This is a genomic window from Citrobacter sedlakii NBRC 105722, assembly GCF_000759835.1.
GTDB lineage: Bacteria > Pseudomonadota > Gammaproteobacteria > Enterobacterales > Enterobacteriaceae > Citrobacter_A > Citrobacter_A sedlakii.
On sequence record NZ_BBNB01000014.1, the window covers coordinates 1 to 13,870 of the forward strand.

Annotated in this window: 13 protein-coding genes and 1 pseudogene; 7 read left to right on the forward strand and 7 right to left on the reverse strand. The window is 49.4% G+C overall.

The features are described 5' to 3' along the window. The 3 genes from CSE01S_RS22865 to CSE01S_RS17975 all read left to right on the forward strand — a co-directional run. Positions 1-519: pyocin-S2/colicin E7-DNase domain-containing protein (locus CSE01S_RS22865; RefSeq protein WP_174435353.1), on the forward strand; the 519-nt coding region annotated here is incomplete at its 5' end. Positions 520-527: 8 nt separating this feature from the next. Beyond that, positions 528-824 carry a bacteriocin immunity protein gene (locus CSE01S_RS17970; RefSeq protein ID WP_392397386.1) on the forward strand — a complete coding sequence of 99 codons (297 nt, stop codon included), beginning with the start codon at positions 528-530 and terminating at the stop codon, positions 822-824. A 399-nt stretch (positions 825-1,223) separates the two neighbouring features. Further along, positions 1,224-1,469, forward strand: coding sequence for a hypothetical protein (locus CSE01S_RS17975; protein ID WP_042291357.1), 246 nt, complete (start codon positions 1,224-1,226; stop codon positions 1,467-1,469). Positions 1,470-1,927: 458 nt separating this feature from the next. Here the strand turns inward: CSE01S_RS17975 and CSE01S_RS17980 are convergent, their stop codons facing one another. Further along, positions 1,928-2,458 (reverse strand): IS3 family transposase, encoded by a 531-nt coding sequence (locus tag CSE01S_RS17980; protein ID WP_072015022.1) that lies wholly within the window; start codon positions 2,456-2,458, stop codon positions 1,928-1,930. Positions 2,459-2,460: 2 nt separating this feature from the next. On the opposite strand from CSE01S_RS17980, the pseudogene CSE01S_RS22510 reads away from it, so the two are divergent. After that, positions 2,461-2,697, forward strand: a pseudogene (locus tag CSE01S_RS22510) (integrase domain-containing protein); the annotation flags it as partial. Between the two features lie 74 nt (positions 2,698-2,771). Here CSE01S_RS22510 and CSE01S_RS17985 read toward each other — a convergent pair. The 4 genes from CSE01S_RS17985 to guaB form a co-directional block, all read right to left on the reverse strand. Then, complete coding sequence (locus tag CSE01S_RS17985; RefSeq protein WP_042291361.1) at positions 2,772-4,430, reverse strand: hypothetical protein; 1,659 nt, start codon at positions 4,428-4,430, stop codon at positions 2,772-2,774. Between the two features lie 52 nt (positions 4,431-4,482). Beyond that, positions 4,483-5,736: a tyrosine-type recombinase/integrase gene (locus CSE01S_RS17990; protein WP_042291363.1), complete on the reverse strand. Its 1,254-nt coding sequence runs from the start codon at positions 5,734-5,736 to the stop codon at positions 4,483-4,485. A 203-nt stretch (positions 5,737-5,939) separates the two neighbouring features. Continuing rightward, positions 5,940-7,517 carry a glutamine-hydrolyzing GMP synthase gene (guaA, locus tag CSE01S_RS17995; RefSeq protein WP_042291366.1) on the reverse strand — a complete coding sequence of 526 codons (1,578 nt, stop codon included), beginning with the start codon at positions 7,515-7,517 and terminating at the stop codon, positions 5,940-5,942. Positions 7,518-7,577: 60 nt separating this feature from the next. Continuing rightward, positions 7,578-9,044: an IMP dehydrogenase gene (gene guaB / locus CSE01S_RS18000; protein ID WP_042291368.1), complete on the reverse strand. Its 1,467-nt coding sequence runs from the start codon at positions 9,042-9,044 to the stop codon at positions 7,578-7,580. Between the two features lie 160 nt (positions 9,045-9,204). Here guaB and xseA point away from each other — a divergent pair, with 160 nt between their 5' ends. The 3 genes from xseA (at position 9,205) to CSE01S_RS18015 (ending at position 12,011) form a co-directional block, all read left to right on the forward strand. Next, a complete protein-coding gene (gene xseA / locus CSE01S_RS18005) occupies positions 9,205-10,578 on the forward strand; it encodes an exodeoxyribonuclease VII large subunit (RefSeq protein WP_042291371.1) in 1,374 nt (457 codons plus the stop codon). Positions 10,579-10,641: 63 nt separating this feature from the next. Continuing rightward, positions 10,642-11,661 carry a M4 family metallopeptidase gene (locus tag CSE01S_RS18010; protein WP_042291373.1) on the forward strand — a complete coding sequence of 340 codons (1,020 nt, stop codon included), beginning with the start codon at positions 10,642-10,644 and terminating at the stop codon, positions 11,659-11,661. Further along, complete coding sequence (locus CSE01S_RS18015) at positions 11,661-12,011, forward strand: protealysin inhibitor emfourin (RefSeq protein ID WP_042291377.1); 351 nt, start codon at positions 11,661-11,663, stop codon at positions 12,009-12,011. The genes CSE01S_RS18010 and CSE01S_RS18015 overlap by 1 nt, the downstream gene beginning before the upstream one ends. Here the strand turns inward: CSE01S_RS18015 and CSE01S_RS18020 are convergent. Beyond that, on the reverse strand, positions 12,008-12,229 hold the full coding sequence (locus CSE01S_RS18020; RefSeq protein WP_042291379.1) for a zinc ribbon domain-containing protein: 222 nt from the start codon (positions 12,227-12,229) through the stop codon (positions 12,008-12,010). The two genes, CSE01S_RS18015 and CSE01S_RS18020, sit on opposite strands and share 4 nt — an antisense overlap. Before the next feature lie 52 nt (positions 12,230-12,281). Further along, positions 12,282-13,754, reverse strand: a complete 1,473-nt coding sequence (gene der / locus CSE01S_RS18025) for a ribosome biogenesis GTPase Der (RefSeq protein WP_042291382.1) — start codon at positions 13,752-13,754, stop codon at positions 12,282-12,284. Positions 13,755-13,870 lie beyond the last annotated feature (116 nt).

Consider the following 13,870-nt stretch of genomic DNA (forward strand, 5'->3'; position numbering starts at 1 on the left):
ACATTCCCGGTTCTGGAAGAGCGGGAACTTAACGATTACATTCTGGTATTCCCTGCCGATTCCGGGATTAAGCCGATTTATGTGTATCTGAAAGATGATTCACGAAATCAACCCGGAACAGCTACTGGCAACGGTGTAAAACTATCCGGAGATAAACCTTGGCTAGATTTATCTGTTACAAACTCGGGAGATGGGGCTCCAATACCATCTCTGGTAGCAGATACTCTACGAGGTAAGAAGTTCAGCTCTTATGATGACTTCCGTGAAGCTGTCTGGAATGAAGTCGGTAAGTACCCAGAATTAACTAAAGACCTTACAACAGTAAACAAAGACAGGGTTGCAGATGGTCTTTCACCATGGGTTCCCAAAGAGGGTCAATACATAGGACCAAACACTATTTTTAAAAAATTCGAGATTCATCATGTAATTCCCATAAAAGATGGGGGAGGCGTCTATGGTATGGATAACATACGTATAGTTACGCCTAAACTACATGATGAAATACATTACAGGAGATAGGTGACATTATGAATATGCCAGTTTTGAAAGATAGACTTGAGGATTACACTGAAAACGAGTTTCTAGAAATCCTGTATGAGTTTAGAAAAAACACCAGAAAAGAGAAAGAATTAAAAGGAAAAAAACCGGATGAATATTTTGACATGCTAATGGATAATTTTATCAAAGTTACAAATCACCCTAAAGGCAGCGATTTAATCGTATTTCCAGATAAAGATGAGGATGGAGAACCCTCGAAAGTTCTAGAACTAGTCAAAAACTGGCGTAAATCGCAAGGACTCCCATTGTTCAAAGACTCAAAGTAATGATGAAAATAATAAGGGTATTCACTATTCATGACTCAACGGAAGAAAACAGATTTACAGTTACTTCAATGTATTCTGCCAGAAATGGGGTTTATTGACGAACGGAGATAGATTACATCCGCAAACTGGATGTGTACATCTTCGCCGACAGCCCGCTTCACTATCATTTTGATGTACGCCTGCCGTATCGCGAGCCGTCGAGTCTGTTCGACGGCACGGCAGAATCGGTCCAGGACGTGCGGGCTTGGCCACCGGTACGGTCGCTACGCAGGATTACATTCTGGTTTTCCCTGCCGATGCCGGGATTAAGCCGATTTAAGTTTATCTCAATGAGGTCAAAAAATCTTATATTCATGGCTACAAGCACTACCCGCCTAAAAATAGCCCTGGAGTGAAGTTGTGAAAAACACAACGTCTGGCCCAGCAAAATTTAAGCCAGAAGTTGACATTGAGTCTATAAATCATGATGTTTGGAAGAATGACATCCCAACTACAAATGATCAAAATTGGAAGATCAAAGAGTTCGATAACGTAAAGGGAGCATACAAAGGTAAAGAAACTAATTGGGTAGTGACTAAAGAATCACAAGGAACTATCCACTCTCATCCAATTGGGCCTCAAGAAGTCAGGAAATTAATGAAATGAAAAAAAACAATCTAATTTTAGATAAAGTTCATCATGTAGAATGAGTACTGAATATTTATGATGAACTTTCAAGCTTAGACTTTACCAAAGCAATATTTGAGCAAGTCACTAAGCTAGACGAGGATCTTTTTCAACTAACTTTCAACAATGGAAATATTCTTGATATTGGATGGACCTCTGCATTTGAGGAAGAAGGTAGATTTATAATACAAGTTATCTCAAATGAAGATTGGGAGATGCCAATATATAAATCATTTGCAAGTTGGGACGAGGAAGAGTTAAGCGATAAGATCGACGAAGCTTTGAAAAATTGTTCATATAAAAACCCAATATGAAATTACAAATTCAACATATCGGTGTTAACAACATCTGGCACGACTGGCTGTTGATATAACCATTGAGGCGTAGAAACGGCTTAGCACGATTGAGTATGGGAAGTGTTTGTAAATAGACCCGTTTTAGTTCCATGCATTTTTTGAGATCCCGGCCAAATAATGTTGTTGTCGGTATTCCTCTGGTGTCATATTGCTCAGTGATTCATGCGGGCATTCACAGTTATATTCTGACAACCATTTTTCCGTGATTTCCCGCACTTCATTCAGCGTTCTGAACAGATAAAAATCGAGTATTTCTGTACGGTATGTCCGGTTAAAGCGCTCAATGAAAGCGTTCTGCGCCGACCTGCCCGGCTGGATAAATTCCAGTTTTACTCCATGTTTCTCTGCCCAATCAGCCCGCGCCAGTGAAATAAACTCCGGAGCATTATCCATGCGAAGCATGGCTGGATAGCCGCGGTTTGCCGCGATCCTGTCGAGCACCCGGACCACTCGCGGGGCTGGCAGATTCAGATCGATTTCAATCGACAATGCCTCCCGGCAGACATCCTTAACAGTTCGTCCGGCTTCAACCGATTTGATTACGGCAATGATCTGGTGCTCAGTAAAACGGGCTTTACGTATAGCGATCTCCTTCGTTGGCAGCGTGAGTATGCCGGAAGATCTCTAAATGTGAATGGCACGATTATGCGGGATACTTACACAACCATCTCCGCGATGCCGGGCTGACGGGCGAATACTCCCCTCACTCCCTGCGCTATGCCTGGGCGCAGGACGCGATCAGCTATTACAAGGATCAGGGATTAAGCCACAAAGAGGCACTGGCGGTAACCTCAACAGATCTGGGACATGGGGATGGGCGAGGACGGTATATCGAGCAAGTTTATGGCTAAATTAATTAGCCCGATATCCATCATAAAAGCAATATAAATAGCAACATAACTTCTAGTATCAATCACTCTAAATGCTAGTATTTTCTCTTTGTGTAATACCAGATAATTGCAGATATTGCTAAAACTAAAACAGCAGAGATCCCAAAAGAAATAAAAGGTGCTATAACTTTATTCATTCCACTCCATTTATTAAGAATTAGTGGATTAACTGCAAATTCAGCAAAACTTGTAACACCAACCAAACCGAAAATAAATGTTAACCAATAATTGCTAGAGTTTCTTGCTGAATCTGACCTATATTTAAGTTCGTCCATGCGAAATCTAGCCATCTCTTTCGAAGAAGCAATTAAACTCTCTGTCCCAAAAGATTTAATGAGATATGAAAGCGTATCAGAAATTTCCCCAGATATACTACTATGATGAATTTTATTTTCTGTTTCTGCCAATGTTGTATAGGAGATAAATAGATGCTGTTCAGATGGCGGGTTATTAGCCCAAGAGCACGCTCTAGAAATACTCATATTATGATATTCAACCTGCTCAACTCTTGCCTGATTTTCAAGTATTCTTGATGAGGTATTTCTGTCATCCCAAATATCTTCTGACTCATTCTCTCCTCTTAACCAAGTCCATAAGTAAATGGATCTATTTGCATGTAGACAATAATCATTAAACTTCCTTAAATCTGGCGGCAAGGAGTTTTTCTTTTCGCTGATATCAGCTCTATTCAAAAACTTAACCAATGACTCAGAGAAATTTTTCAACAAAGCACTTTTATCCTGAGGTTGCTTATCGAAACGTAAAAGAGAAACAGAAGGCCGTCCGTGCCAAAGATAACTATATGATTTAGCTTTATTATTCTTAAATTGTGGAACCAACATGCTACTAATAACGTTTGAATATATAGAACGACACATTTCAATCGTAGATTCCCATGATTCATTCTCCTCCGTTCCTGCAATCTGGTGCAAAATCCATTCTCTATGATTATCGAACGAAAAAGTACAACCTTCTTTCTCAAAAGATTCAGTTAATACTTTCATGCTATTATCTCGCATCTTCTGTTTTAATTTTCTTATTTCTCTTCCATCAAGATAATTTCCACCAATTGAAAAAACATCTTCAAAGCTATTTTCTAAAACTACTTCACCATCGAGCATTTGAAGTTTCGCATCAACCCATATTTTATCAAAATATCTTTGACTTATGTTTATAATTGATGATAAGAAACTGTCATCATCAATCCCATTCCATTTACCATCAAATTGAAAATAAATGATAGCGATTCCATCACGGTAGATCTTTACTCCCGGATACATAGGGTACTGCTCATTACTTATCTCCAGAACAAAGGGAGGTAATGATGTTCTTATGTAAGCCTGATTATCATTCACGAGTCTATTTTCATGGAAAAACAACTCGGAAGAAATCATTAAATCAGGAATTATTTCTTTTGGTATATCATCATCAAAATTTATTTCCCATGAAGAATCCCAATTTCTTCCTTCTGGATGTAAATTACTATATTTTATTTGATTATTTTCATTGAGATATAAAAACTTAAAATCTGAAAAACAAACATATTTAGAAAACCCTGATTTAAGAAGTTTATTAGCAGTCTTCAATAAGTCTACCGAATGAACTTCAAAACCTAACGAATAATTGTAAAACACATTTACTTGATTAATAAAAAGACGCTTTTTTTGTTTATTATTAAGCATATTAAAAAACATAGTCGAACTCACTAATTTTATAGAAATTTTATCTTAATCGTGCAATAAACCATTACATAGCAAGGTTCATCCACTCCTCGTACTTCCTCGGCGAAAACGGGGTGAGCGTCACTGTTGTTCCAGCAATCCAACCATCAACCATGTCCGCCCACTGCTGCAACATGTAAGCTCGCGGTCGCGCGTATTCGGCTTTGTTATAAATTGCTCTCACCCCTTTCTGCTCATGTGCGAGACATTTCTCTATCCAGTCCGATGGATACCCTGCCTCATGCAATAACGTGCTAGCCGTCCGCCGCATGTCATGGACGGTAAAGTGCTCCAGCGCCTTCCCTTGCGACTGTGCCACTTTTACGGTTGTAGTGATAACGCCGTTCAGGGCTGCATTAGACAGTGGTTTGTTGATGTTATAGCGCCCTGCAAGTAAGTAAGGACTTCCTCCGGCACACATTTTCAGGCCTATCAGCAAATCATTAACCTGGCGCGAAAGATAGATGACATGAGTCCGGCCTCCTTTCATACGGCCAGCAGGAATGGTCCACTCATTGGTTTTGAAATCAACCTCATCCCAGGTCGCTAAAGTGAACTCGCTTTTACGTACCATTGTCAGAAATATAATCTTCAATGCCAGTTTGAGCGTTGGCATCCCTGCAACGGTATCCAGTGTATTGAAGAAAATGCCAACTTCTCGCGGGGAAAGGCTTCTGAGCCTGGGAGTGAACGTTGCGATAGAACTCGCTTTAATATCCTGAGCCGGATTAGAAAAACTGTGCCCTCGATCATTTGCATAACGATAGACACTGCTGATTATCTCGCGAACCTGTACCGCTGTTGCATTACCTCCTCGATCTATTATCCGATCGCAAAGGTCGCGCACCATTGCCGTAGTAATTTCGGTCATTAATTTGTTGCCCAGCACAGGCAGGATATCTCGCTCAATAACCGCTTCTTTCATCGCTCTGGTACTGTCCGCCAGTGTTACATGCTTCATGTAATTGTCGGTATATACCGTCAGCGTCTCACTCTCCCGGAGCTTATTTTTACCGTAACGTTTGTCTACAGCAGGTGATATGCCTGACTTGAGCAGCTTTTTCGCGGTATGAAGTTTTTCCCTTGCTTCAGCCAGAGAAATACCGTCAATACCATACTTCCCTAATGTCAGTGTTTCTCGTCTTCCGTTGATACTGTAATCGTAGCGAAACGAGACTGTGCCTGACGTCAGCACTGCAACATACAAACCATCCCGGTCAGTAACTTTATAAAGTTTGTCCTTTGGCTTGAGGTTTTTCAGTTTGATATCAGTCAGCATAAAATCACCATTTTGGCATTATTTTTACAACGGTATCAGACAGAGAGAAAAATACACCTCTAAGGCGATACCGTGAGAAATACCGCTAAAAAGTGTGAACTGGAGTGAGGAAACATGAATGCACATAAATAAAAACCCCCTGTAAAAACAGAGGGTTGATTGCATTTTTACCTGTTCATGAAAACTCAGGAAGGGTTATCGGCTTATTCCCACTCAATGGTAGCGGGGGGCTTACCGCTGATGTCATACACCACGCGGGAAATGCCGTTCACTTCATTGATGATGCGGTTAGACACGCGGCCTAAGAAGTCATACGGCAGGTGCGCCCAGTGCGCGGTCATAAAGTCGATGGTTTCAACCGCACGCAGAGAGACAACCCAGTCGTATTTACGACCGTCGCCCATCACGCCAACCGAACGAACCGGCAGGAATACGGTGAACGCCTGGCTTACCTTGTTGTACAGGTCAGCTTTGTGCAGTTCCTCGATGAAGATCGCGTCCGCACGACGCAGCAGATCGCAATACTCTTTCTTCACTTCGCCCAGCACGCGTACGCCCAGACCTGGCCCCGGGAACGGGTGACGGTAAAGCATGTCGTACGGCAGACCCAGCTCCAGACCAATCTTGCGTACTTCGTCTTTGAACAGCTCTTTTAGCGGTTCAACCAGACCCATCTTCATCTCTTTTGGCAGACCGCCGACGTTATGGTGAGATTTGATGACGTGCGCCTTACCGGTTGCTGAAGCAGCAGACTCGATGACGTCCGGGTAGATAGTGCCCTGAGCAAGCCATTTCACCTCTTCCAGCTTCAGCGCTTCTTCGTCGAACACCTCCACGAAAACGCGGCCAATGATCTTACGTTTTGCTTCCGGATCGTTTTCACCCGCCAGCGCGCTGAGGAAGCGGTCTTCCGCCGGAACATGAACGATGTTCAGACCGAAATGGTCGCCGAACATATCCATCACCTGCTGCGCTTCATTCAGACGCAGCAAACCGTTATCAACAAAGACGCAGGTCAGGTTTTTGCCGATCGCACGGTGCAGCAGCATCGCGGTGACGGAGGAGTCAACCCCACCGGACAGACCGAGGATCACTTTGTCATCACCGACCTGCTGACGGATACGCTCAACCGCGTCGTCGATGATTTTTGCCGGCGTCCACAGCGCTTCACACTGGCAGATATCGCGCACGAAGCGCTCCAGCATACGCATCCCTTGACGGGTGTGCGTCACTTCCGGGTGGAACTGCACGCCGTAGAAACGTTTTTCCTCATTCGCCATGATGGCGAACGGGCAGCTTTCGGTGCTGGCAACGGTCACAAAGTCAGACGGGATAGCGGTGACTTTATCGCCGTGGCTCATCCAGACGTCGAGCAGCGGCTTGCCGTCGGCGGTCAAGGAATCTTCGATGCCACGCACCAGCGCGCTGTCGCTAACCACTTCAACCTGGGCGTAGCCAAATTCGCGCTCGCTGGAGCCTTCTACATGACCGCCCAACTGCATCGCCATGGTCTGCATGCCGTAGCAAACGCCAAATACCGGTACGCCCGCTTCAAAAACGTATTGCGGCGCGCGCGGACTGTTTTCTTCGGTGGTGCTTTCAGGGCCGCCGGAAAGAATGATACCGCTAGGATTAAACTCGCGAATCTGTGCTTCAGTTACATCCCAAGCCCACAGTTCGCAGTACACGCCGAGTTCACGTACGCGACGCGCAACCAGCTGAGTGTACTGCGATCCGAAATCAAGGATGAGAATGCGATGCTTGTGAATATTGTCTGTCATTGACGCTAATTCCGAGGCAAATGAAACCAAAAAAAGCGCCCGTCAGGGCGCGTAAACTTATCAGGAGCCCAGACGGTAGTTCGGGGACTCTTTAGTGATGGTCACGTCATGAACGTGACTTTCCTGAATACCCGCACCGCTGATACGGACGAATTCCGCCTTAGTACGCAATGCGTCAATAGTACCACAGCCCGTCAGTCCCATACAGGAGCGCAGGCCGCCCATCTGCTGGTGAATGATCTCTTTCAGACGGCCTTTATAGGCAACGCGGCCTTCGATACCTTCCGGCACCAGTTTGTCGGCGGCGTTATCGCTCTGGAAGTAACGGTCAGAAGAGCCTTTAGACATTGCGCCCAGCGAGCCCATTCCGCGGTAAGATTTATAAGAACGGCCCTGGTACAGTTCAATTTCGCCCGGAGATTCCTCGGTACCGGCCAGCATAGAGCCGACCATCACCGCGCTTGCGCCTGCGGCAATGGCTTTCGCGATATCACCAGAGAAACGGATACCGCCGTCGGCGATAACCGGAATGCCGGTGCCTTCCAGCGCTTCTACAGCGTCAGATACGGCGGTGATCTGCGGAACCCCCACGCCGGTTACGATACGGGTGGTGCAGATAGAGCCTGGGCCAATCCCCACTTTCACCGCGCTTACGCCAGCGTCAGCGAGCGCGCGCGCGCCTGCGCCAGTCGCCACGTTGCCGCCGATGATTTGCAGATCCGGGTACTTCGCGCGGGTTTCGCGGATACGCTGCAGTACGCCTTCGGAGTGGCCATGAGAGGAGTCGATCAACAGGACGTCAACACCCGCAGCAACCAGCGCATCAACGCGTTCTTCGTTGCCCGCCCCCGCGCCAACCGCTGCGCCGACGCGCAGGCGACCGTGCTCGTCTTTACAGGAATTCGGTTTACGTTCTGCTTTCTGGAAATCTTTAACGGTGATCATGCCGAGCAGGTGGAAGCTGTCATCAACAACCAGCGCTTTCTCGACGCGCTTTTCGTGCATTTTTGCCAGCACGACATCACGCGCTTCACCTTCACGCACGGTAACCAGACGCTCTTTCGGGGTCATATAGACGCTCACCGGCTGGCTCAGGTCCGTCACAAAACGCACGTCGCGGCCCGTAATGATGCCGACCAGTTCGTTGTCTTCGGTCACAACCGGGTAGCCTGCGAAACCATTGCGTTCGGTCAGTTCTTTAACTTCGCGCAGGGTGGTCGTGGGCAGAACGGTCTGCGGGTCGGTAACCACGCCAGATTCATGTTTCTTCACGCGACGGACTTCTTCCGCCTGACGCTCGATAGACATGTTTTTGTGGATAAAACCAATGCCGCCTTCCTGGGCCAGAGCGATAGCAAGGCGCGCTTCAGTCACGGTATCCATTGCTGCGGAGAGCATAGGAATGTTCAGACGAATGGTTTTCGTCAACTGCGTGCTGAGATCGGCAGTATTCGGCAGAACGGTGGAGTGAGCGGGAACGAGGAGGACGTCGTCAAACGTCAAAGCTTCTTTAGCGATACGTAGCATGGGCAATATCTCTGACCTGGGGTGGATAAATATTGCCGTGGCATTATACAGAGCGTAACCGATTGCATCTACACTTTTTTGCAAAAAAACCTTGCGATCCCCGGTAAGCGGGTTACTATCGACTGAATAACCTGCTGATTTAGAATTTGATCCCGCTCACATGTTATCCTCTCAGACTTCCGCCATTTTTACCGTAAGCCGCCTTAATCAGACGGTTCGTCTGCTGTTAGAACAAGAGATGGGACAGGTCTGGATCAGCGGCGAAATTTCGAATTTCTCCCAGCCCGCGTCAGGCCACTGGTATTTCACCCTGAAAGATGACGCCGCCCAGGTGCGCTGTGCGATGTTTCGCAACAGCAACCGCCGGGTAACCTTCCGCCCGCAACACGGGCAGCAGGTGCTGGTGCGCGCCAATATCACCCTCTACGAGCCGCGCGGCGATTACCAGATTATCGTCGAGAGCATGCAGCCCGCGGGTGAAGGGCTGCTCCAGCAAAAATTCGAACAGCTAAAAGCCACGCTTTCGGCAGAAGGTTTGTTCGATCAGCAGTTTAAAAAACCGCTTCCCTCCCCTGCCCGCTGCGTCGGGGTGATCACCTCGAAAACCGGCGCTGCGCTGCATGATATTCTCCACGTGCTCAAACGCCGCGATCCGTCCCTCCCGGTCATTATTTATCCGACCGCCGTACAGGGTGACGATGCGCCAGGGCAAATCGTGCGCGCCATCGAACTGGCGAACATGCGTAACGAGTGTGACGTGCTGATTGTCGGACGCGGCGGCGGTTCACTGGAAGATTTATGGAGCTTCAATGATGAACGGGTGGCGCGGGCAATCTTCGCCAGTCGCATTCCGGTAGTGAGCGCCGTCGGACACGAAACGGACGTGACGATTGCCGATTTTGTCGGCGATCTGCGCGCGCCGACCCCTTCAGCAGCCGCTGAAATGGTCAGCCGCAACCAGCAGGAGCTGGTGCGCCAGCTTCAGTCTGCCCAGCAGCGCCTTGGCATGGCGATGGACTATTTTCTCGCAAACCGCAGCCGTCGCTTTACACAGTTGCATCATCGTCTGCAACAGCAGCATCCGCAGCTGCGACTGGCACGTCAGCAGACGGCACTGGAACGATTACAACAGCGGATGAATATCGCGATTGACAGCCAGCTTAAGCGTTCCGGCCAGCAGCAATTCCGCTTGTTACAGCGCCTCAATCACCAAAATCCTCAGCCACGCATTCACCGGGCGCAAAGCCGTATTCAGCAACTGGAATATCGTCTGGCGGATACAATACGCGCGCGCCTGAGCCTAACGCGTGAACGCTTCGGCAATGCGGTCACTCATCTGGAAGCCGTCAGTCCGCTCTCCACTCTGGCACGCGGCTACAGCGTGACCAGCAGCGCCGACGGCAATGTGCTGAAACACACTAAACAGGTGAAGGCTGGCGATCTGCTGACCACCCGGGTCACCGATGGCTGGGTGGAAAGCGAGGTGAAAGCCGTCAAAACGGTAAAAAAAACCCGCCAGCGTAAAAGCGTTTAATTTTCACACTATACTGCTGTTATTCCTTATTTATTCGGCCTTGCCAGAATTCAGGAGAACAGCATGCCCCACTTTTACAGCGTCATCCCGCCTTATATCCTGCGTCGCATTATCGAAACAGGTTCTGAACCGCAGCAGCGGTGCGCACGACAAACGCTGAGCCACGTGCAGACCCTGATGGCGCATATGCCGGGCAAGCCCGCCGCGCCGCACGTCAGTCAGGCTGGCCAACTGGAACGCGACATTTACGATGCGAAGCAGACCCAGGAACTGCCCGGCACGCAGGTCCGTTATGAGGGCCACCCTTCGAATGGCGACGTGGCGGTAGATGAAGCCTATGATTATCTCGGCATAACCCATGACTTTTTCTGGAAAAACTGGCAGCGCGACTCGTTGGATAACAAAGGGTTAATTCTCACCGGAACGGTTCATTATGGACGCGAGTACCAGAACGCCTTCTGGAACGGGCAGCAGATGGTGTTTGGCGACGGCGATGGCGAGATTTTTAACCGTTTCACGATTGCCATTGACGTGGTGGCGCACGAACTGGCGCATGGGATCACGGAGTCCGAAGCCGGACTGATCTACTTTGAGCAGGCGGGCGCGCTCAATGAATCGCTATCTGACGTGTTTGGCGCGCTGGTAAAGCAATACCATCTGGGGCAAACCGCGGACCAGGCCGACTGGCTCATCGGCGAAGGGCTGCTGGCGGAAGGTATCAACGGCAAGGGATTACGCTCAATGTCGGCACCGGGTACCGCCTATGACGATCCGCTGCTTGGCAAAGATCCACAGCCTGGTCATATGCGCGATTTTATCAAAACGCGTGAGGACAACGGCGGCGTGCACCTTAATTCCGGCATTCCTAACCGGGCGTTTTACCTCGCCGCGACGGCGCTCGGCGGTTACGCATGGGAGAAGGCTGGCTATGCCTGGTACGATACAGTGTGCGATCGCCAACTGGCGCAGGACGCCGACTTCATTGATTTCGCGCGTTTAACCATTCATCACGGAGAAAAACGTAGCGGTAAAGAAACGGCGCAGGCCATTGAGGACGCCTGGAAAGCCACAGGAGTGATGTAATGGATATCCCTGAACTCACTGATGACGCCGTTGTGGAACTGGCACGCGAAGGCGGCGTCGCGTTTATCCCGAAGCTGAGTCAACAGCGCAAAATTGCCCTTTCCACCTTGTCTGAGGCCCAGCGTCAGCGCGTTGCCGACATCCTGCGGCAAAGCCTGTCCGTCGGCACGCCGCCGGGTCAGGCGGATTCGCCGGGGCGAGGCGATCAGCGCTATTTTCGTATTCAGATCGTCTGGACCCGGCACGATCAGGCGGGATACGCCGATATCATCGTGCTGGTGCCGGAAAATGACGCGCCCGCTTCGCTCGTTGAGCTTTGGCAAAAAGGAGAGGATTGCGTGTGCGATTAAGTTCGCGTCAGGGCAAACTCAACGCGTTTTTTTGAAATCAGGCCATGGCCATTCTGGCAAAAGTAATCCACCGCGCCACAGGCTTTTAAGATCTGTAGCGGCTTATGGCAGTCCGGGCACAGCGCCGCAAGGGCATAATCGACATTGCACGTCGCACAATGCGCAGTCTCACCGTTACGTTCCAGCGGATTTTGGCAGTCTGGACAACGAAGTTCCATAGCAGTCTCCCTATCTGGATGTGTGCCCTCTCCTGAGAGAGGGCTTAAGTGATTACTTACTTTTCTTGATATGTTTAATCAGGCGCTTACGCTTGCGCATCTGCGTCGGGGTCAGCGTATTACGCTTATTCGCATACGGGTTTTCCCCTTCTTTGAACTGGATACGAATCGGTGTCCCCATCACTTCCAGCGACTTACGGAAGTAGTTCATCAGATAACGCTTGTAAGAGTCCGGCAGGTCTTTAACCTGGTTGCCGTGAATCACCACGATTGGCGGGTTGTAACCACCGGCGTGGGCGTATTTCAGCTTCACGCGGCGGCCACGCACCAACGGCGGCTGGTGATCTTCCACCGCCATCGTCATGATGCGGGTTAGCATCGCGGTGCTGACGCGACGGGTGGAGCTGTCATAGGCCTCACGTACGGATTCAAACAGGTTGCCGACCCCGCTGCCGTGAAGTGCGGAGATAAAGTGTACGCGGGCAAAGTCGATAAAGCCCAGACGGAAGTCCAGCGTCTCTTTCACCTGCTCTTTCACTTCCTGCGTCAGGCCATCCCACTTGTTCACCACAATAACAAGTGAGCGCCCACTATTAAGGATGAACCCCAGCAGCGACAGGTCCTGATCGGAAATCCCTTCGCGGGCATCAATCACCAGCAGCACCACGTTAGCGTCTTCTATCGCCTGCAGCGTCTTGATTACCGAGAACTTTTCCACCGCGTCGGTAATCTTGCCGCGCTTACGCACCCCTGCGGTATCAATCAGCACATATTCACGCTCGTCACGCTGCATGGGGATATAAATGCTGTCGCGCGTGGTGCCGGGCATGTCGTAGACTACCACGCGGTCCTCACCCAGAATGCGGTTAGTAAGCGTAGACTTACCCACGTTCGGTCGTCCGACTATCGCCAGCTTGATCGGCAGATCCTGCGGGTTAAAATCATCTGCCGGCTCTTCTTCCCCGTTCTCGTCGGCGTCGTACTGCGCCCAGTATTCGGCGTCTTCATCCACCTCTTCCTGCGGCGCGACATCGTCCATCCACGGCAGCAGAACGTGCTCCAGCAGGCTGAGAACGCCACGACCATGAGACGCGGCGATCGGGTGAATTTCCCCCAGCCCCAGGGAGTAGAATTCCACAACCGCCTGGTCCGGATCGAGACCGTCGGTTTTGTTGGCGACGAGGAAGGTCGGTTTTTCACGGGAACGCAGATGCTGAGCGATGGCTTCGTCAGCAGGCATCAGGCCCGCGCGGGCGTCCACCATAAACAGTACAACGTCCGCTTCTTCAATCGCCAGCAAGGACTGTTCCGCCATACGGGTTTCTACACCGTCTTCCGTCCCGTCAATACCGCCAGTATCAATACAGATAAACTCGCGACCATCAATTTCCGCACGACCGTACTTACGGTCACGAGTCAGACCCGGGAAATCCGCAACCAGCGCATCCCGGGTACGGGTTAGACGGTTAAATAACGTGGATTTTCCGACGTTAGGGCGCCCGACAAGCGCGACCACAGGTACCATGTTTAAAGCCTCATTTTATAAATCATCAGACAACAGACGCGATTTTTGCGCCGTTGTTAAAAACAGGAAAACGGCCCCTGCACCAGGAGCCGTTTTTTAACGCGTACGACCGGAAC